This window comes from Enterococcus pingfangensis, from assembly GCF_005405205.1.
Taxonomy (GTDB): Bacteria; Bacillota; Bacilli; order Lactobacillales; family Enterococcaceae; genus Enterococcus_A; species Enterococcus_A pingfangensis.
In genome coordinates, this window is sequence record NZ_BJDP01000001.1 from 309,998 (window position 1) to 329,045 (window position 19,048).

The 19,048-nt window shown below is 38.0% G+C and carries 26 protein-coding genes and 1 tRNA gene; 9 read left to right on the forward strand and 18 right to left on the reverse strand.

The genetic code is table 11. The annotated features are described in order from the left end of the window. Positions 1-48: 48 nt before the first annotated feature. Complete coding sequence (lepB, locus tag FFM63_RS01395) at positions 49-591, reverse strand: signal peptidase I (protein ID WP_137608557.1); 543 nt, start codon at positions 589-591, stop codon at positions 49-51. Between the two features lie 188 nt (positions 592-779). Here lepB and FFM63_RS01400 point away from each other — a divergent pair, with 188 nt between their 5' ends. Further along, positions 780-1,376 (forward strand): nitroreductase family protein, encoded by a 597-nt coding sequence (locus FFM63_RS01400; protein ID WP_137608558.1) that lies wholly within the window; start codon positions 780-782, stop codon positions 1,374-1,376. Positions 1,377-1,517: 141 nt separating this feature from the next. Here FFM63_RS01400 and FFM63_RS01405 read toward each other — a convergent pair whose 3' ends face one another. Beyond that, positions 1,518-2,012 (reverse strand): hypothetical protein, encoded by a 495-nt coding sequence (locus FFM63_RS01405; protein WP_137608559.1) that lies wholly within the window; start codon positions 2,010-2,012, stop codon positions 1,518-1,520. A gap of 12 nt (positions 2,013-2,024) precedes the next feature. Next, on the reverse strand, positions 2,025-2,228 hold the full coding sequence (locus tag FFM63_RS01410) for a hypothetical protein (protein ID WP_010739262.1): 204 nt from the start codon (positions 2,226-2,228) through the stop codon (positions 2,025-2,027). 159 nt (positions 2,229-2,387) lie between these two features. Here FFM63_RS01410 and FFM63_RS01415 point away from each other — a divergent pair, with 159 nt between their 5' ends. The 3 genes from FFM63_RS01415 (at position 2,388) to FFM63_RS01425 (ending at position 3,501) form a co-directional block, all read left to right on the forward strand. Beyond that, positions 2,388-2,915: a DUF308 domain-containing protein gene (locus FFM63_RS01415; protein WP_137608560.1), complete on the forward strand. Its 528-nt coding sequence runs from the start codon at positions 2,388-2,390 to the stop codon at positions 2,913-2,915. Positions 2,916-2,975: 60 nt separating this feature from the next. Further along, positions 2,976-3,374, forward strand: coding sequence for a hypothetical protein (locus FFM63_RS01420; RefSeq protein ID WP_137608561.1), 399 nt, complete (start codon positions 2,976-2,978; stop codon positions 3,372-3,374). Between the two features lie 54 nt (positions 3,375-3,428). Further along, positions 3,429-3,501, forward strand: a tRNA-Gln gene (locus FFM63_RS01425). 57 nt (positions 3,502-3,558) lie between these two features. On the opposite strand, the gene FFM63_RS01430 is transcribed toward FFM63_RS01425, so the two are convergent. After that, complete coding sequence (locus FFM63_RS01430; protein ID WP_137608562.1) at positions 3,559-3,990, reverse strand: universal stress protein; 432 nt, start codon at positions 3,988-3,990, stop codon at positions 3,559-3,561. 278 nt (positions 3,991-4,268) lie between these two features. On the opposite strand from FFM63_RS01430, the gene FFM63_RS01435 reads away from it, so the two are divergent. The 3 genes from FFM63_RS01435 to FFM63_RS01445 all read left to right on the forward strand — a co-directional run bounded on the left by FFM63_RS01435 (position 4,269) and on the right by FFM63_RS01445 (position 5,597). Next, on the forward strand, positions 4,269-4,979 hold the full coding sequence (locus FFM63_RS01435) for an AzlC family ABC transporter permease (RefSeq protein ID WP_137608563.1): 711 nt from the start codon (positions 4,269-4,271) through the stop codon (positions 4,977-4,979). Continuing rightward, complete coding sequence (locus FFM63_RS01440) at positions 4,972-5,292, forward strand: AzlD domain-containing protein (protein ID WP_137608564.1); 321 nt, start codon at positions 4,972-4,974, stop codon at positions 5,290-5,292. The genes FFM63_RS01435 and FFM63_RS01440 overlap by 8 nt, the downstream gene beginning before the upstream one ends. 86 nt (positions 5,293-5,378) lie before the next feature. Beyond that, on the forward strand, positions 5,379-5,597 hold the full coding sequence (locus tag FFM63_RS01445; protein ID WP_137608565.1) for a hypothetical protein: 219 nt from the start codon (positions 5,379-5,381) through the stop codon (positions 5,595-5,597). A gap of 37 nt (positions 5,598-5,634) precedes the next feature. On the opposite strand, the gene FFM63_RS01450 is transcribed toward FFM63_RS01445, so the two are convergent. Continuing rightward, positions 5,635-6,750 carry a glycoside hydrolase family 73 protein gene (locus tag FFM63_RS01450; RefSeq protein ID WP_137608566.1) on the reverse strand — a complete coding sequence of 372 codons (1,116 nt, stop codon included), beginning with the start codon at positions 6,748-6,750 and terminating at the stop codon, positions 5,635-5,637. Between the two features lie 273 nt (positions 6,751-7,023). Between FFM63_RS01450 and FFM63_RS01455 the strand changes: the two genes are divergently transcribed. Then, the gene (locus FFM63_RS01455; protein WP_137608567.1) at positions 7,024-7,344 is read left to right on the forward strand and encodes a hypothetical protein; all 321 of its coding nucleotides are present in this window, start codon (positions 7,024-7,026) and stop codon (positions 7,342-7,344) included. A 113-nt stretch (positions 7,345-7,457) separates the two neighbouring features. Here the strand turns inward: FFM63_RS01455 and FFM63_RS01460 are convergent, their stop codons facing one another. The 13 genes from FFM63_RS01460 to FFM63_RS01520 form a co-directional block, all read right to left on the reverse strand. Then, a complete protein-coding gene (locus tag FFM63_RS01460; RefSeq protein WP_137608568.1) occupies positions 7,458-8,135 on the reverse strand; it encodes a TVP38/TMEM64 family protein in 678 nt (225 codons plus the stop codon). 64 nt (positions 8,136-8,199) lie between these two features. Further along, entirely contained in the window at positions 8,200-9,060 is an 861-nt protein-coding gene (locus tag FFM63_RS01465) for a nucleoside hydrolase (RefSeq protein ID WP_137608569.1), read from the reverse strand. Continuing rightward, positions 9,057-9,722: a TIGR04282 family arsenosugar biosynthesis glycosyltransferase gene (locus tag FFM63_RS01470; protein ID WP_137608570.1), complete on the reverse strand. Its 666-nt coding sequence runs from the start codon at positions 9,720-9,722 to the stop codon at positions 9,057-9,059. The genes FFM63_RS01465 and FFM63_RS01470 overlap by 4 nt, the downstream gene beginning before the upstream one ends. Beyond that, a complete protein-coding gene (locus FFM63_RS01475) occupies positions 9,715-10,710 on the reverse strand; it encodes an aminoglycoside phosphotransferase family protein (RefSeq protein WP_137608571.1) in 996 nt (331 codons plus the stop codon). The genes FFM63_RS01470 and FFM63_RS01475 overlap by 8 nt, the downstream gene beginning before the upstream one ends. Positions 10,711-10,723: 13 nt before the next feature. Further along, positions 10,724-11,404 (reverse strand): TIGR04283 family arsenosugar biosynthesis glycosyltransferase, encoded by a 681-nt coding sequence (locus FFM63_RS01480; RefSeq protein ID WP_137608572.1) that lies wholly within the window; start codon positions 11,402-11,404, stop codon positions 10,724-10,726. After that, a complete protein-coding gene (locus FFM63_RS01485) occupies positions 11,401-12,396 on the reverse strand; it encodes an ABC transporter ATP-binding protein (protein ID WP_137608573.1) in 996 nt (331 codons plus the stop codon). Before FFM63_RS01485 ends, FFM63_RS01480 begins: the two co-directional genes overlap by 4 nt. Then, positions 12,380-13,174, reverse strand: coding sequence for an ABC transporter permease (locus tag FFM63_RS01490; protein WP_137608574.1), 795 nt, complete (start codon positions 13,172-13,174; stop codon positions 12,380-12,382). Before FFM63_RS01490 ends, FFM63_RS01485 begins: the two co-directional genes overlap by 17 nt. Continuing rightward, positions 13,171-14,025 (reverse strand): ABC transporter permease, encoded by an 855-nt coding sequence (locus FFM63_RS01495; RefSeq protein ID WP_137608575.1) that lies wholly within the window; start codon positions 14,023-14,025, stop codon positions 13,171-13,173. The genes FFM63_RS01490 and FFM63_RS01495 overlap by 4 nt, the downstream gene beginning before the upstream one ends. Beyond that, complete coding sequence (locus tag FFM63_RS01500; RefSeq protein WP_137608576.1) at positions 14,018-15,256, reverse strand: ABC transporter substrate-binding protein; 1,239 nt, start codon at positions 15,254-15,256, stop codon at positions 14,018-14,020. Before FFM63_RS01500 ends, FFM63_RS01495 begins: the two co-directional genes overlap by 8 nt. A 10-nt stretch (positions 15,257-15,266) precedes the next feature. After that, the gene (locus FFM63_RS01505; RefSeq protein ID WP_137608577.1) at positions 15,267-16,022 is read right to left on the reverse strand and encodes a heterodisulfide reductase-related iron-sulfur binding cluster; all 756 of its coding nucleotides are present in this window, start codon (positions 16,020-16,022) and stop codon (positions 15,267-15,269) included. Beyond that, the gene (locus tag FFM63_RS01510) at positions 16,019-16,378 is read right to left on the reverse strand and encodes a 4Fe-4S dicluster domain-containing protein (RefSeq protein WP_137608578.1); all 360 of its coding nucleotides are present in this window, start codon (positions 16,376-16,378) and stop codon (positions 16,019-16,021) included. Before FFM63_RS01510 ends, FFM63_RS01505 begins: the two co-directional genes overlap by 4 nt. 4 nt (positions 16,379-16,382) lie before the next feature. Continuing rightward, a complete protein-coding gene (locus tag FFM63_RS01515; protein WP_137608579.1) occupies positions 16,383-16,754 on the reverse strand; it encodes a hypothetical protein in 372 nt (123 codons plus the stop codon). Further along, positions 16,754-17,785: a sulfurtransferase gene (locus tag FFM63_RS01520; protein ID WP_137608580.1), complete on the reverse strand. Its 1,032-nt coding sequence runs from the start codon at positions 17,783-17,785 to the stop codon at positions 16,754-16,756. The genes FFM63_RS01515 and FFM63_RS01520 overlap by 1 nt, the downstream gene beginning before the upstream one ends. Positions 17,786-18,400: 615 nt before the next feature. On the opposite strand from FFM63_RS01520, the gene FFM63_RS01525 reads away from it, so the two are divergent. Further along, positions 18,401-18,940, forward strand: coding sequence for a GNAT family N-acetyltransferase (locus FFM63_RS01525; protein ID WP_137608581.1), 540 nt, complete (start codon positions 18,401-18,403; stop codon positions 18,938-18,940). The last annotated feature ends 108 nt before the right edge of the window (positions 18,941-19,048 follow it).

Genomic DNA, 19,048 nt, shown 5'->3' on the forward strand with positions numbered 1-19,048 from the left:
AAACAGCGCATAGCGAAAGACAAGACAAAAAAAGACTAGCAATATTTGCTAGTCTACAGTCCCAAAACGATCAAGCGGCCAGAAAACAAATTTAACATCCGCCATAATATCTTTTTTCTTAATCGTGCCGATGATTCGGCTGTCCTTCGAGATTCGGCGGTTGTCACCTAGTACAAATAACTCACCTGCCGGAACTTTTTCTGAGCCAAATAATTCTTTTAAATCAAAATCATAAGTCAATGGCTGATCGTCGGTCAATTCTCCCTTAAATTCAGCTAAATAAGGTTCAGCATATTTCTTTCCGTTAATATAGAGCGTATCATTTTTGTATTCGACTGTATCGCCAGGTAGTCCGATCACCCGTTTGATATAATTTTTGCCAAGATCATCAGGCGCTGGGAAAGTGACGATGTCAAAACGTTTGATCTCAGTATTTTTTAAAGCGATCACGCGTTCACCATCAATTAATGTCGGATCCATCGAATCTCCTTTAACAACTACAGGAGTAAAAACAAACTGGCGCAAACCAATCAAAATAGCTGCTAAGAATAAAAAATAAAGAATAGTCTTTCCTATTTCTTTGATATTCATTTGTTGTGTGCCTCCGTTTTTTTCATTAATATCGCTAGTTTATCATATTTTAAAAGGATTATTACAGGTTATTCCTCCACCTTTGAAAAAAATTTCGTTTTTGCGAGCATATTTCTTTCCTTACTTTTTGTAAGATGTTAAAGTAGTCTTTGTAAACAAGAACAAAACAAGAAAAGGTGGAATTTATTATGTCTCAATTTTTAGAATCATTAAAAAACCGTCGTTCATTTTACGCTTTAGGCCGCGACGTTAAATTATCACAAGAAGAAATCACTGAATTAATTAAAGATACTGTGAAAAATAGCCCAACCGCATTTAATGCACAATCACCACGCGCAGTTATTCTATTTGGAGCAGCTCATGAAAAATTATGGAACATCGTTGAAGAAGCGTTGAAACCATTAACTCCAGCAGAAGCTTTTGCTAACACACAAGAAAAACTTGCTGGTTTCCGTAACGCTTACGGAACTGTTCTATTCTTCAAAGAAACAGATACTGTGAAAAACTTGCAAGAACAATTCGCATTATATGCTGATAACTTCCCTGACTGGGCAGAGCAATCAAACGGTATTGCTACAGCAAACACATGGACTGCTCTAACAACAGCTGGTCTTGGCGCTAACTTACAACATTACAACCCAGTTATTGACGAAGCCGTTGCAAAAGAATGGAACATTCCTGCTAACTGGCAATTACGTTCTCAATTAGTCTTTGGTTCTAAAGAAGCTGAAGCAAATGAAAAAGAATTTTTAGCTGACGACGAACGTTTCCGCGTTTTTAACTAATTCGCTAAAAAATGATAGAAAGCAATACTGATCGATTTCAGTATTGCTTTTTTTGATTATTACAGAAAGAACTCATTTGAACAAGCTCATCAGACGCTATTCATTTCTGACTAAACAAAAAAAGATGACGTTTCCGCCATCTCATTGACCATTCTTATCTTGATCATCTTTAGTTAAGATCTCCAACTTACTTCCTTCGTTAAGATGTGTCGAAAGAAAAACGACAAACTCTGTCAGCGAATAATCAAAGGTTAAAATTGGTCCGCGACGTTCTTTCCGAAAATAATTAAGTTTGATCAAGCCACTTTCCTCTTGGAACAAGACTACTCGCTCGATCTCCTTTAAGGGAACCCCGCGATTGTCCAAACTAAAAAGAATCAAACTCTCTTCAGTGAACCCTTTTTTATCCAACAAAAAGCTTAACATTACTAGCGCAGCCAAAATCGTCTGCACACGGCCGTTCAAATCTTGCCAACTAGTAAAGCCGATCCATAGAACCAGACCTGTTAAAAAAAGATAGAAAAGATCTTGCTTTCGCCGTTTAACTACCGGGATGACGATGTCTCTGCGAACCATCAATAAAAAAGCATACAGAACGATCGTAAAAATCCCCAATATTATTGTAAATATACTCAAAAAAACCGCCTTCTAACTTGGAATGAAATTAGAATATTTTACCACGACCATGTTAGATTTGTCATCTCGCTGCTCTTGATCAATCTCTTCACATTGGTTAATACGAACGACTGCACAATTCGTCATCTTAGAAATTACTTCGCCTTCCACACTTTCTTCAAAACCAATTGGATGACAACGATAACTTCTTCCTAGTTCAATTTCTTCTTCATTCATAAGTAAGCCCTCCAGTATCGACATTCATTGTTCGTCTAGCTTTTGGATCAATGTTATTCGCAATTATACATAAGTATGGAATGGTTTACAAATATTTTTTTCGCTTCAGTCGCAAAAATTTGCTGAATCGGGTAAAATTATTTTAAAGGAGTGATACTTATGTCAAATTTTATCGATTCAATCAAAAAATATGGCTATTTGAGGAGCGCTTGTTACCTCATCCTCGGAATCGCCACCTTACTTTCACCGCAAAGTGTTTTTAAGGGAATCGTTTATATTATTTTCTTCTACTTATTAATTTTAGGCATTTTGCAAATCATCCGTGGCTTGAGAGCGAAAAAATATACTGGCAATGTCGGCTTTGAAACTACTGGCGGGATCACCCGTGTCATCATCGCATTCGTTGTTCTTTGGTTCTCAAAAGGAATCATCAGCATTTTACCAATGTTCTTAGGCTTTATCATTTTGATTTTTGCGATTGGACAATTTATGCAAAATTGGACGGCTAAGAAAAATGGTTTTCCAGTCACTGGTCAAATGGTTTATAGTGCCTTGATGATGATCGCCGGCTTTTTTCTTTTATTCAACCCTTTCAGCAGCATGATGATCCTCTTTCAAATTTTTGGTTTCTTATTGATTACCATGGCTGTTTCAGAATTCATCAATACCCGCCGTTTCAATCGCTGACCCATTGTTTCTATCAATAGAAACACTTATACTGAAAGTATCAAACAGAGCGAGGTTATTATGAATACAGCAAGCGAGCTTTATCAATTCACCAAAAAATATGGGATCAATTACAACACGAATGAAGACAAAGGCGTACTTTTATTCGACCGTTTCTTACAAGCATTTCCCAAAACGAATTTTACCTTTTCTTTTATCGGCTTCCACAAATACGAAAGTCTGAAAAAACAAGAAGGCTTGACGGCTTATGGACTTTCTGGAAATACGCTCTACGCCTTGAGTAAACAAAAAGCTTACAGATATAATTTGTATCAATGTCAAGAAATCAGCGGCAAAAAGAAATTGAACGGGATCCGTTTAACTTTGGTTTTCAAGACTGAAACTATTAAGATCAATCTTGGCTTTGCTGACGGCAACTTAGTTTTAGCAGCCTTAAAACAAGCCAGTCAAAAAAAATAAGTCGATTTATTTGAAGAATAGAAAAACTAGCGTTATACTATTTTCTGTTCTTAGTGGGATATGGCCAAACTGGTAAGGCGTCTGACTCTGAATCAGAAGAGTGCAGGTTCGAGCCCTGCTATCCCAATAAAAAAAGTTTTTGCTTTGATTAAAGCAAAAACTTTTTTTGTGTTTAAAACATTGGTTAAGATTTAACCACCATAACATTGCAATGCGCATGATTGATGACATATTCCGCAGTTGAGCCAACCAAGGCTTGTTCAACAGCCCCTCGGCCAGTTGCGCCAAGAATGATTAGATCTGCTTGATTTTCTAATGCGTAATCAATAATCTTGCGTTTAGGATTTCCCGAATCGATTTTTGTTTCATAGTCGAGTTGATTTAAAGCTGAATTAGCCGTCAGCTGTTCCAGTTCGATTTCAGCATTATTAAGATGAAATTTCAATGCATCATTGATAAATGCCGGATCTCCGATTGAAAATTTGCAATCAACTACCGTAACGATAAAAAGTTTTGCTTTATTCCGCTCAGCAACATTTAACGCTTCATTAAAAGCATTAGTTGAAGCAGCTGAACCATCCACTGCAACAAGAATTTTATTATAACTTTCTTTCACTGAAAACGCCTCCCCTCGCAACCATTATACATCAATCAGATCTTTCTATAAAATTAAAGACATCTCGCCTTAACAAAAAAACATTATTGATTACTTAAAAAATAAAAATAACTTTTTTAGTTTTTTATCCATATTTTTTATGATAGAATAAAGTGAGCAACAATTTCCCCACCAATTGATCAATTGTTATCGTTGGGTTGTTGCTCTTTTATTTCTGCCTCTTGTTTTTCCATTAGATTTGTTCTAATATGATTAAAACAAAATGAGAGGGTGACCAGATGAATAATCAATCAACACAAACTTCCAGTTTTTCTGACGGCGTAAGAGATTGTCTTCCGACAGTTATGGGGTATTTAGGGATCGGAATCGCTATGGGAATCGTGGGAAAATCCGCTCATCTGGCTATTTGGCAAATATTTTTGATGTCTACATTAGTCTATGCAGGCAGTGCTCAATTTATTCTCTGCGGTTTGATTTTAATTGGTGCACCCATTCTATCCATCGTCTTCACGATCTTTCTTGTTAATTTGCGCCATCTTTTGATGAGTCTTTCTGTCGCTCATTATTTTAAAGAGGATTCCTTATTAAATGGCGTTGCGATTGGAACACTGCTGACAGATGAATCGTATGGTGTTTTGACAGCCGCTCTTGCTAAAGAAAAAAATGTCACCAGCAATTGGATGCATGGTTTAAATATTACCGCTTATTTAGTTTGGATCCTTTCAACTATTCTTGGTGCTTTGTTAGGAAATTTCATTCCTGATCCAACGATATTCGGGTTTGATTTTGCATTGACAGCAATGTTTCTTGGTCTCTTCTTATTTCAAGTCCAACTGCCGTTAAAAAAACGAAAAAATAAAACACTGATCATTTTGGCAGTAACATCGGTTAGCCTATTTTTCTTGATGCGCTTTGTTACTGCAGAACTCTCTGTCATTCTGTCAACATTACTAGGATGTTTAACGGGGGTGTTGATCAACAATGAGTAATTCTTATTTTTTGTTAATAATTTTTGGTTGTACTTTGGTTACATGGATTCCAAGAATTTTGCCCTTTGTCCTGACTAAAGCGATCACGTTGCCGCCTATTTTAGAAAAATTTTTAAGTTATCTGCCAATGACGATTTTGACTGCGCTACTGTTGCAAAGCCTTTTAAATTTCCACGAAGGTCATTTTCCAACCCTTCGTTTTCCTGAAATCTTCGCCTGTATTCCGGCTCTGATCGTTGGGATTCGAACAAATGATCTCATGAAAATTGTCTTGACCGGCGTTTTAGGAATCGCTTTGTTGCGACTAGTTTAAATAACGTTTGTTATAGAGCTTATTTCTGGTTTTACTCCTTATACTGATGTAATATATAACAAAATAGAACAAAAGGAGTAAATTCCATGAAAAAGATTACTGGATATTTCTTTAAAAAACCCTTAGTGTTAGAGGACAAAAAACCTTTCGAGATCGAGCTTCAAATAGATGCTTTATACGATGGAAAAGAACCGGTCATAAAATCTAACCAACAAATTTTGCGTGAGATAGGGAAGAAATATGATTACTCAGTGGACAGTCTTCATAGCTTTTTTATTATTTCAGAAATCTCTGATATCGATTAAAAAAAACCTCGATGAAAATCTTCATCGAGGTTTTTTATTATTGTCCGTACCAACCAATTCCCTCATTGCGCCAACCATGTTTGATCAGATTGTCACGTTCATTTTGAAGCAATGTGTAGTGATGGGCTCCTGCTTTTGCATTTGGATTGTACAGACGATAGAGAACTTTACTTCCGCCTGAATACCAACTAATTCCTTCATAGCGCCAGCCAACTTTTACTAAATTATTTTTTTCAGCGAGATGCGGCGTATAATGATGATCTCCAGCATTTGGATTATACAAACGATAGACTGGCGAACCGCTTCTAGGTGCCTGCCAACCGATCCCTTCGTAACGCCAGCCAGCTTTTCTGACATTATCGCGTTCTGCAGCATTCGCTGTATAAAAATGTTCTCCGCTGTTTGGATTATATAGACGATACATGGCATTTGTTTGAACCACAGAACTATTCGTATCATACTGCGTCAAGCTATACATAGCGATGACGCTATTCAATGTTGTCCCATAATTAGGAGCGGTTGCATACCTGCCCGTCAACCATGCCGTTGCATCTTTATAAGATTTTGTATTGCTTTTCCAAGCGCCGGAATAATAATAATTTCCCGATGAAAATGATGTCTGCTTCAAAATAGTTACGTTATCTTGTAAGGATTCCTTGTAAGAAGGATATTTTCTAAACTTTGCATTTATATAATACCATCCATCTTTCTCGCTCCATTCTTGTGTTTTCATCGTCACCGACTGACCATTATATTCTCCTTTGATTCCAAATAAATTATAGTTTGGTGCTTTAGAAAGGGTACTACTCCCCCAGCCGCTTTCAACAATTGCTTGTGCGATCATCACTGAGGCATATAGATTGTTACTGTTTGCCAGAACCTTTGCCGTAGGAGCTACTTGATTGATAAATGCTTGTTGAGTGCTTTGTGCTGACCTGCTAAAAGTAGGCGGTTCTAAAGTAAATTCTTCGAATGGAATTGGATGATGAAATTGCAGATTTCCTAATGAGTCATATTCTGTCTCATCGATATGTTCAATTTCATCGCTGACTTCAAGTGAACTGGTATCAGCTGTTTCTTCTCCGTGAACCCCTGTCGCTGGTCCAAAACTCCCCAACAAAATTATCAAATAAAATATTTTTTTATAAGCCATAATATCCTCCAAATAATAATTATCAATAAATAGTTATAAATATTTTTTAATATTCTTTTACCATTTATAAAGTAACAAAATTTAATCATAAAGTAAAATATTTTTACCTCTTATTGAAGATAAAATCGTGTTTTCATAGCTATTTGTAGGTTTAGATTGTTAGGTTCTATAATGGTAATCCGTTGAATCATTCACAAAGAATTCGTAATTTTTTTATTTGTTCTATGCTATAATAAAGCATATTTATTCTGAATTATTTGAAGGAGCTTTATTATGACACTTTTATTGACACTGCTATTTGACCTTCTAATGATCGTCTTGTTTCTATTTAGGCTAGTTCAAGGAGATCAAATTATTTTTATCGTTAGTATCATTTTACAAGGATTACTATTTATCGATTTGCTTGCGGTCGTTCTCTTACGTTCGCAAAAGCCTAAGAATTTAATTACTGAAGAAGAATCTCCCCGCAGACGATCACATTCTCATCAGTCACCTAAGTCTGCCCGCGGTGGTTTTTTAGCTAAACTCTCGTGTATTGTTGCACTATTATTATTAGCTTACTATATCTATTCTGTTCTCTATATTTTCATCTAGAATCTAGCAATTCCTGCAACAACTTACTATCCATAAATGTTAAAATAAATAAGTAAAGGGCTGTGACCAATATCTGTCACAGCCCTTTAACTATAAATAAACGCAATTTTTACTTATTTTACTTTCTTGTATTCTGAGCTTAAGCGATTGATTTTTTTACTGATTTTCTTTGGCAAATAAGCTATTAATGCTAAAAAAATTCCAGCGATTGTCAGTTCCACTAACAAAGTCAACGAGACGCCTTTCGCAGCGATTTCCGAAGCCATAAAGGCATAGATAAAACTGGCCGGCATCATGGTCAAACAAGAAATCAAACTAAATTTTTTGAGACTCATCGGTGTCATCGCGTACGCATAACTTTGAATGGCGAAAGGAAAAACCGGAACTAAACGCGTAAAAATCAAAAATGACAGCCCGTTTTCTCGAACACCTTGTTCGATTTTTTGAAATGTCGGATCATTACCGAATCGCTGTAAAATATAGTCTCTCGCTACATATTTGCCAATCACAAAAGAAATACTTGCGCCAATTGAAGCACCGATAATCGTCAACAATCCGCCAATAAAGCCGCCATAGGCAAGTCCACCGACGATGGCTAAGAATTGTCCGGGTAAAAGAAAAACAGCCACGACAATCGATAAAACGATAAAAATCAGATAGCCCCACCAACCGAGATTTTCTAAATACTCTCTCAGTCCAGCGATATCGGTCAAGAAATCGACCAGTCCAAACTGATAAGCAAATAAAATCACGATCAAGACTAACACGATAAATGCAATTATTTTTTTCATCGGTTCTCCTTTCTTGTAGTTATTAGGTTTTTTATCGAGAAAAATGGACTCTTCTCCAACTAATCTATTTAGTTTTTTTAAGCCCCATGACCATCCGTTTGATCACTAATTGATTGAATTCAGAAATAGCTAACAGCTGCTTCGGCATTTTCACGAATTTTTTTGATTTATTCGTTACTGCTATTCTACCTTCAGAAAGTGCCGACTGTTCTTCCGCCAAATAATAATATTCCTCACTGAAAAATTCCGGATGTTCCAAATATACGGCAGTTGTCATATCCCAATTGCAAAAACCTTGAAATCCAAAGGCCGCTTCGTTCCACAAAATCCATTTTTCCAATGTCGCTTTCAGCCAATTGAGTGATTGCTGATCGACCCCTGCTTCTGCTGCTCGCAAAAATTGATCAAGTTCTGTGTTGGAGAAAAATGCTTGTGCCGTCATATGACCATTCATAATAGTCAGCTGTGCTTGACTTAACAATACTGCTTTAGCAGCAGCTGGATCACAGGAGAAATTCAGCTCAGTCACTGGTCGCTGATTCACTACTAACGGTTTGACCGTCCCTCCCATCAAGACCACTTCTTGAACCTTTTCAAAAAAATCCGGATCGATTTTTTGAGCTGCAAATAAATTGGTCAAAGCACCTGTCGCAAGTACTGTGACTTCATTAGGAAATTGATTGACCTGCTCAACTAAAAAATCAGCTTGCTTGGTTGCGTAATAATCAAATGATAACTGTAATCGTGTTTGAATTGTTTGTGTCATTTTTTCAGTCTCTTCAATGCTTCCGTTACCATAAGTCAAGGTCACACCGAGTAATTCAATCGTTGGCGCCCCTAATAGATAAAACAAAGTCAAACCATCATCGACGTCTCGATTGGCTAAACCAAAAGTATTATCGCAATCAAAAATCACTTTTCTCATTCTAATACTCCTCTATTTTTTTCCAACCATTGCAGCAAATAGTGGTTTTCTGTCCGCAACTCAGGGTAGATTCGCTTTAGATCAGAAGGATAATCGATATCTTGCAGCGGAGATAATAACGCAACATCGTACGCAGTCAGGCGTTGCAAAGTTGCTTTCAATACCTCGTTTTTTCCCCACGCGATATTTGTCTCAAAAATAGGCGTCAAATCAATTCCACAGCGGCTGCCAATGAGATAATAGCCGCCATCTGATGAAGGGCCTATTACGACATCTTGTATTTGATCCAATGCCGACTGAATCGTCCGTGCATTCAAATTGGGAATATCGCTGCCGGTCAGCACGACTTTTTCATACCCTTTTGCAAAAACAAACTTCAGCGCGTGATTCATCCGCTGACCAATCGTCTTGCCTTGTTGTTCAAATGCATGAAATGATTCAGGCATAGTTAAAAATAATTCGGCAGGATCTCCTTCATCAGAGTAAGCTAAGTATAAATCGACTCCTTGCATACTCAATCGTTCAAATTTTGTAAAACTATCTTGCAAAATTTGGTGTTGGACTTGACACGCTTCTTCGCCGCTGAGCAGACTTTGCAGCCGGGTTTTGACCTTATTTGGCACAGGAACGCGGGTAAATAAAATATATGCGGATTTATTCAAAGATTTGCTCCTTTAACGCTTGTCGTAAAAAATCTTCCTCTAAATAGGCAGCGACTTTTTTAAAAATTTCTTGATTTGTTAATTTTTTTGTCTCTTTTTGATAACTGTCGTACGCCATCGCGGACCAAGCTAAAGCCCGTAACATCAAAAACGGATGATAGATTTTCAACGCTTCTTCAATTGCCTGACGCTCAAATTGTGTTTCAGCGATGTAACGCGTAAGAAAATCTTTTTTTTCAGATTGACTCAGGATCAAGTTGCTGCGCCAAAGGGTCGTCGTTGAAGCTAAAAATTGAGAAAGATCTTGTACTGGATGACTGATGACCGGTTTTTCCCAATCAATCAAAAAACCTTTTTCTCCAATAATAAAATTATGTGAATTCACTTCTGTATTAGTGACTGACCACTGATTCAAATCGATAAAAAATTGTTGCTGCGCGGTCTTATTTTGACACCTGACTAGCGCAGCTGTTAATTGTTTTTTAGCCTGTATCGGCACAAATTCGCTATTCAGAACGGGCTCCAGCAATTGTTGGCATTCCGTTACTCGATCAGATAGGATCGTCTCTTTTTCTTTTACAAAAATATTTTCTGCACGTTCATCGATCGACTGCTGATGGATCTGTCCAAAGATCCGTGCAGCTTCAGGCAGATCTTTTCGGTAATCTAAAGGCTGGCCTGGTAAAAATTCCATGATCAATAATCCCTGCGAAAAGAAATCGCAACGGTCATCTAAATAGTAGACTTTCGGCGTCCACTTGGTTCGTTCTAACCATTTTAAGGCATGATATTCGTAACTGATCTGATTAGCCAAATGCAGTTGACTGCCATAATTCAAGCGAAAGACATAGCTGATTTTCCCATCAGAAATCAAAAAATTCTGGTTGTATTCGCCTTGTGCTAGAAATTCAACAGTAACGGGTTCTTCTAAGTGCAGTTTCTCGATCAGTTGCTTTTCTTTCAAATAAACTCGAATTTTTGCTAACATAGCTGACTCCTTCTTATTTATAATACCGCTTTGCTAATTTCTCAGGTGACATGCCTAATAAATAAAGCAACTTGATTCGATGCATCTTTAAGTGTGTACGAATTTTTCCTTTACGAAACCGCCGGCTAGACGTGGTGATCGTCAGCGAAAGCGGATAAAACTTCCCTTGCTTTCGTAACTTGCGGCTCAACCGCCAATCTTCCATCAACGGTATTGTTTCAAAACCACCTACCTGATCATATTGTTTACGGGTTGTAAATAATCCTTGATCCCCGAAAATCAAACCAAGATAATCTGCCCGCAAGTTAGAGGTTTTCGCCAAATAACGATAAAAAAGTTCTGACGAATCAAAGGCTAGTTTAAAATGTCCCGCGCTATAACTGGAATCTTCTAATGCCCTCTGGATTTGCAGCAACGCTTGCTGATAATCTTTTATTATGCTGTCACTATGTAAAAACCATAAAATGTCACCGCTGCTTTTTTCGACACCAAGCTTCAACTGCGCCCCGCGATTGGCTTGCTTCAATTGGTAAACAGCCGCAAATTTTTTTGCAAGCTCAACAGTTTGATCTTGACTGCCGCCATCGACAACAATGATTTCAAACGAAATACGATCGTCCAATTGCTTTAACTTTCGCAATAAGTTCGCCAGCTTTTTCTCTTCATTTAGGACAGGAATAATAATTGAAATCATCGCTTCATCACCTGTAACGAATCGACTGGTTTTAGAAAAACAGTCTCCCCAGCAATCACTTTTTCAGATAAGTTGGTAAACGTACAACTTGTTTTGCCGATCCTAACTTTTACTTGTTGACCATTAGGTATCCACTCGGAACTTTCAACAAACACGGGGAGCCCATTTTCGCCGACCTGCATTTCCATGCCAAATGGAATAAAAAGCAATCCTTCACCAGTTATTTGTGTCGGATTTTGGACACTCAACTCAAAATCATCGGTTTGAAAAAGTTTATCTGTGACGACTCCAGGAATGAAATTCGTTTCTCCAATCGTTTCGGCAACCCGCCGATTTGCCGGGTAAAAATAGATCTCTTTTGGCCTGCCGATCTGCTGGATTGTCCCATCCAGTAAAATAACCATTCGATCAGCCAGGTGAAAAGCTTCCTCGCGATCATGAGTGACTAAAATAATACTAAAGCGATACGTTTCTTGCAGTCGCTGCAAGTAAGTTCGCATAGAGCGCGTCAGTTGCTCGTCTAGATTGGCAAATGGTTCGTCCAGCAATAACAACTTTGGTTCCAATACGAGCGCACGCGCCAAAGCGACACGTTGTTTCTGCCCGCCCGATAATTGATCTGGAAAATGTTGTTCTAAACCGTTCAAATCAAATACTTCCAAAATTTTCGCTATTTTTTGCTTAATCTCTTCTTTTGAAAATTTGTGAGCCTTCAAGCCAAAAGTAATATTTTCGACTACATTCATATGCGGGAACAACCAAAAATCCTGAAAGACTAATACTGTACTGCTTTGCGAAAAATCGTCGGTAAAAAGGATCGCCTGTTTCTCTGTTGGTTGAATCCCTGCGATCATTTTAAGCAAACTCGTTTTACCAACACCAGATGGCCCAAAAAGCGCGACAATTTCGCCTTCATTCACATCAAAAGATAAATCATGGAAAATTTCTTTTTTTCCATACTTCAATTGTAAATTTTTAACGCTTAGTCCCACGCTGGATTCCTCCTATTGCTTTTTTAAATATAAATACTCCCAACATCGTACAGCCTAAAAAAACTAAACTATACGCTGAAGCTAAACCGAAGCGCCCATTATTGGCATACGGCAATAATAATAACGGCAGTGTGAGGATCCGCCCGCCGCCGATGAAAAATGTCGGCAAATATTGACTAAATGATACGATAAACACTAAACTTGCAGCTGTCGTCATTCCGGGCCTTAATAACGGCCATGTAATTTGCCAAAAAGTCGACCACGAGCTGGCACCTAGACTTTGGGCCGTTAAGCTGTATCCTTCACCCAATTGGCGATAACTGGCTAATAAAATTTGCATCGCGTATGGCAAACAAAGATATGTATGGATCAGAATGATTCCACTAAATGTCCCCGTTAGTTGTAATTGCAGAAATAAAACTTGACTCGAAGTGATCACTGCAATAGCGGGTAAAATCAGCGGCAAGTAGATTAGTACTTCGATCAAGCGTTGAGACAGATTCGCCTGAAATGCAAAATAGCGAGCTGCCGGTATAGCAATCATAAGACTAGTCACTGTAGTAACTGAAGCAATCAGCAAACTGTTTAGACTAGCTGGCAAAAAACTAGGCTCATTGATCATCTGCTTAAAAATTTTAAACCCGATTTCTTGCGGCCAAAGACCTGGATACTGCCATTTTTTGCTGACAGACCATAATAGCAGCAAGATCAGCGGCAATAATATGAGAGCGGCCGCAAGCAATGTAAAAAAATACCTTCTTTTTGACGAGAGTCTCATGTTGTTTTCTTCCCTCCCGGCAATAGACGACTGATGATTAAAGCAATCAGCGTGACGATCAAACAAATTCCTGACATCACTAAGTTCAAAGCAAAAGCTTGTGGACGAGTGGTCAGGTCCGCTTGTGAAAACAAATCGTAAGCTGTTAACGCCACCGTTTGATTGCTTGGATTTCCTAGTAAGTACGGGACTTCAAATGAAGCAAAAGTAAAACAAAAAAGTATGATGAACAAAGTGATCACTGTCTTTTGGATCATCGGTAAAATCACCGAAAAAAAGATTCGGGTATTGGATGCGCCTAAATTTCTGGCGACTTGTATGTATCCTAATTGCAGCTGCTGTAAAATGGCTAAGGTAGTCACTGCAACATAAGGAATTTCTTTATAAAGAAATACTAAAATGATTCCAAAGCCGGCGGAATCATGGATCAATAAAGGAAATTGGTTGATTTCTTGAATAAAGCCTAATTGATAGAATAAACGAGAAATAATTCCGGACTGGCTGATTCCTTGCATCACCATCAATGCCACGATGATGTGCGGCAAAGAGATCGGCAGACTGATTATTTTATTCAACCATGCTCTTTTTGTCTTTAAGAGTAAAAACGCCAGACCAACACCCAATAACAATGACAAAAAAGTCGCGGTCAAAGCTAAATAACAGCTGTAAACTAGCGACTTTTGAAAAAAAGGATCTGTTAAGACTTGTTGATAATGGGCTGCCGTAAGCTCTCGCAGCCCAATTACAGGATAATATCCTAAACTAATTTGTAATCCCTTGAACAGTGCAGCAAAGATCACTGTCCCGTTTAAAATGAGAAAAGGAACTACTGCTAACTTTTTTTTATTCATGTAAAACATGCTCTTTCCACAATGCTTCGATCATTGGAATTTTTTCTGCTTGAAGTTCAGGAATTTGTTTTTCCTGCATTTCTTCAAGGGAAAGGACTCCTTTATTTTTATACAAATCGGTCAATTTCTGATTGGTCTCTTTTGATAATTTTTTAGAATCAAATGGCGGAATACTATAGCCGTATTTAGCTTCAGCTTTTTTTAATTGCGCCGACTCGCTGGTCATTTCATTAATCAAAACGAATGAAGCTGCTTTGACCTTTGAAGTATTTGCGACAGCTAGATAATTTTGATTGGCGATCGTTCCTTTATCAAATAAGAAAGATTCCGTCGTTGCTGGGAATTCATTGTCGCTGCGTTTTTCAGCTACGTGCATTTGCGAGTAACTATAGCTCAGATCAATCTGCCCTGCGGCAAACATTTGATCCAACTCCGCAGTCGTTGTTGGGTAAGTTTCCCCTTTTTGCCATAAATAAGGTTTGATCTCATTTAAATAATCTAATCCTGGTTTGATGACTTTGTACAACTCTTCTTTATCTGCTGCAGCTTTTTCTACTTTATCATAACCTACGATATCACAGATTACATTACGGATAAAGGCGCTGCCAGTAAATTCTGGCGGTGCTGTGTACGTTATTTTCCCAGGATTTGCTTTAGCATATTCCAGTAAGGCTTGTGTATCAGTCGGAAACCCTGTGGCAAATTTCTCTTTATTTCCGGCAAAAACTAATTGGGCACTGCCGTAAGGTACTTCATACCCATCGATTTTGACACCAAAATCATAGTTTGCATCATGACCATCTACAGCCATCAACTGATCGAAACTTTCAATTTTATTTGTGATCGGACCATAAAGCAGCTTGGCTTGTTTCGCTGTATAAAAGTTCTCGCCGTTGATCCAAACAACATCGACGTCTCCAGCTTTTGCGTTGGCTTCTTTTTCCGTAGTCAGCTTATTCAAAATTTGATCGATATCCATCGGCACACGTTTGACCGTGATGTCATACTTTTCTTTCATAGCGGGTGTGATGACTTCATCGACCCAAGCATTGGCTTTTTCATCGCCGCCGTAGCCATAAAAAGTCACTGTATCGCCTTTGCTTTTTTTGACAGCCTCAGAAAAACTGCTGATGGATTCCGTTGCTTTCGTTGCTTTTGTTTCATTCGTTTTACAAGCAGCTAAAGAAAAAAGTGTTCCCGCTGCCAGCATACCGATTAACCATTTTTTCATTGTTTTTCCTCTATATCTTTGTCACTATTTTTTTGGATTGATAGCGATTTTTCCACGCTTTGACTGGACTGGCCAGTGGATGCGTGGAGCTTTTATCCTCCTGATAGATAACATCGCCAAAGATCAGATCTAATAAATGCCAGGCTTGACCGCCGCCCAGAATCATTGCTGAAGTACAGCTGGCACAATAAGTAACGATATGATCCGTCTTAAAGTCTTGCACGCGTTTTTCAGTAAAACTTTTCGCTAGCACTGGGTTTGTGACACCACACATTCCCCCCATGCCGCAGCATAAAGTATTTTTTCCCGATAAACGATTGCTCGCAACTTGATACCCTAACTGTTCCAACAAATACCTGACCGCTTGATGAATCTCTGTCATTTCTTTCGTTGGGCAAGAATCTTGGATCGAAAAAACGACATCGCTGGCTTTTGCTTTGCCGATAGCTTCTTCAGGTAATCCTAATTCCGCCATCTTGACCCATAAAGAAGCGGTCGGAAATTGATTTTGAATCGTCATCGTTTTGATACAACCTTGACACGCGACAATCAATTCGTCAATCTCAGCCTGATGAACTTGATCAGTCAAACGGCTAAAGCGTTCTTGAAATAATTGTTCTTGTCCGATCAAACGAGTCGGTTTTCCGCAACAGCCTTGAATGACTGCTAAATCGGGATAATAACCTTGCAAGTATTTAATGATCTGCGCAACTTGTTTGGGACTGCTGGAACTCAGCGAACAGCCCGCCATAAAACCATATCTCATTTTTTATTCCCTCGATTCACTGCTGTAAAGAGTTTACTCGTTGAAAGTTTTTGATGCCACTCGACACTTTTCAACTCTTTTAAGGGCAAGCCGTCCCTGATCAAATCTTGACGCATTGCTAAAAAGGCTTCATCTAATTTTAACTGTAACGGACAAACAACACTGCAGCGACCACACAACATGCAAGAATATGGAACGATCGGTTCAAGCCCCTCTTCCAAAAATTGTTGGAATAATTTTTGTGGATCTTGGCAATACTGCTGTAAAAAAAGACAATCTTTCATACAACGTTTGCAGCTCGTACAATTTTCTGCAATCAGCCGTGCCATTTCGATTGTTTTTTCCGAGTAATCCATCAGATTAGCTCCTTTTTAGAAAAATATTGATCAATTGTAATAAACAGCCTACACCTAAAATCCCACTAACTAAATAGTAGACCGGTGTGGCTGTTAATGTAAACATCGTCTGCCATACCAGAAAAATAATTCCTAAGATAATCAGCAGGAGACTTTCCCAACTTCTTTTTTTGATCATTAAAAAAACAGCTAGTACCACTAATAAGAGCGGCAGCAAAAACAACTTGCTGCCGAACATACTAGCTTCAATTTTTTGGGAATAAAATGAAACATTCCGCATAAAACCTAAATGATTTTTGTACAGATCATCCATTAAATAGATGACATAAATTAATCCCAGTTGCAAAACATGGAAAACGTAACGAAGTGCCTTCATTAGTTTAGAATTTCCAAGTTTTCTTCATCTCTTGGATCACCAACTTGAACTGGGTATTTGCTTGGATCTTTTTGATGTGCTTTATCCCAATCATACCAACCGCCATCAAATAGTTTTACATCTTTCCAACCTTCTTGTTTCGTGATAAAGAAAGTTGTTGCTGCACGCCAGCCAGTTCCGCAATAGAAAGCGACTTCTTTATCTGGTGTGATTCCCCATTTTTCCCAAGCGGCAAAAATTTTGGTTGGTTCTTTGACTGTTCCATCACTGTTCAATAAACGGGCAACATCTGCACTCGTTTTACTTGCTTTTGCATAAACCGCGCCTTCAGGTTCGCCAGCATTTTCGATGTAATCGTAACCGCTGATTTTACCAGTAAATTCTTTCCATGAGCGAACACTTGCAAGAACTAGATCAGGATTTTTTTCTCTAGCTGCTACTAAATCAGCAGACGTTGAGATCAAGCTTTCTGGACGTCCTGGAACTTCTGCACCAAAATCAGTTGCAGCTTTTGCTTTTTCAGTACCTTTTTCTACTTTATAATCTGCTTTTTCCCAAGCACTCAATCCGCCATCTAAAATCTTCACTTGATCGACACCTAACCAATAAGCAACAAAAGCAATCCGTGATGCTGCATTGATATCGCTAGAATAGATAACTACAGGAGTTGTCTTTGTAACGCCGAGTTTTAAGAATGCTTCTTTAGATGTCTCAGCGTCTAAGATATTCCAATTATTTTCTTCTGTTTCGATTTCCATTGTATCCATATGGAATGCTCCTGGAACATGCGCTTTTTTATAATCTTTTCCTTCGCCATAAGAAGCTTCGATTACGACTGTTTTGTCATCGTTTTTCAATTGTTTTTTCAACCATTTCGCATCAACGAAAAAGTCGCTGTCTTTGATATCTTTGCTATCCACTAATCGTTGAACTTTGGTTGATTTATCTGCTGCGTGAACCTCCTCTGTTTTTGAATACACCACTAACGCTGTTAATAACAAACAACTGATTACTGCAACTATTTTTTTCATTTTAAAACTCCTTAAATGTTTTTATTTTCACTTGAAACGTTTTTAGCAGCAACAAAGACTTCTTTTAAGCACAACAAAAAAAACATACTCTATCAGTATGTTTCCTCCTGATATTATTTTTTTACACGCTTAAAAACCCTTTTAAGAGAAAGTAAAAAAAGTTGATTGGAGGAAAGTCGAATGTTCTACTAGCTTAGCAACTCTAAGCAATGCTTGACTTCATAGTCATCGTTGATAGTTTTTAAGCATGCGAACACCTCCACCATTCAATTTTGAAACCGGACTCTTTTACTTACCGAGTATAGCGAAATGCCATTCATTTATCAAGAGCATTCGGCTAAAAAGAACAGAAACTTGCTTTGTGAAAGAATGATTATTATTTGGTTTTTCTAAGTTGAGCAAAATACTGCTTCGGATACTTTTTTATTAAAAATAGTTGATTTGATCAGAAAACTGATTTACTAAGTACTGAAAATACTAGTCACTGCCGTTTGCTGATTGAACTTATAGTAAAAGAAGGCAGCGCTTTAAAAATCAACTATTCTCTATTTGTAAATAGTAGCTTTTGCTATTTTTACATGATACGCTTTTATTAGAAAAGAAGGAGGTCTAGTTATGCTGGATAAGTCTGTCCCTTTTATCCCATTTGCAATGTTCCGTCCATCAAATGCACCCTCATTACCAGTTATCCAATTACCGGAAGGCTATCGCCTGGTTTTTTATCAGCCTGGCGATGAAAAAGACTGGTGCCGAATCGAAACAGCTGTTTTGGAATTTGATACCGAGCAGGCCGCGGCTGATTATTTTCAACGATCATTTATGCCTTATCAAGAAGAACTAAAACGTCGAATGCTCTTTATTGAAAATCCTCAAGGAAACAAGGTTGCGACTTTTACCGCTTGGTGGACAGAAGAAAATGAACCGCGGCTTCATTGGTTAGCGGTACTTGCTGAAGAACAGAAAAAAGGATTGGCTAAAGCTTTAGCGATCCGAGTAACCGAACTGCTGCATATCTATTATCCGGACCAAGATCTTTATTTGAGTACTCAGACTTGGAGCCATCATGCGGTGAAATTGTATAAGAAATTAAATTATGAAATTTTTCAAAATCAAAATTATCAAAAAATCTTGAATATCTTAGCGGCTGCTGAATGATTTTTGATTTTTGATTTTTGATCTTTCAATCGTTACGATAATACGTGGAAAATCCCCGTTGAAATCAATTTTATAGTTGATTTTAACGGGGATTACTATTCTCTTTGC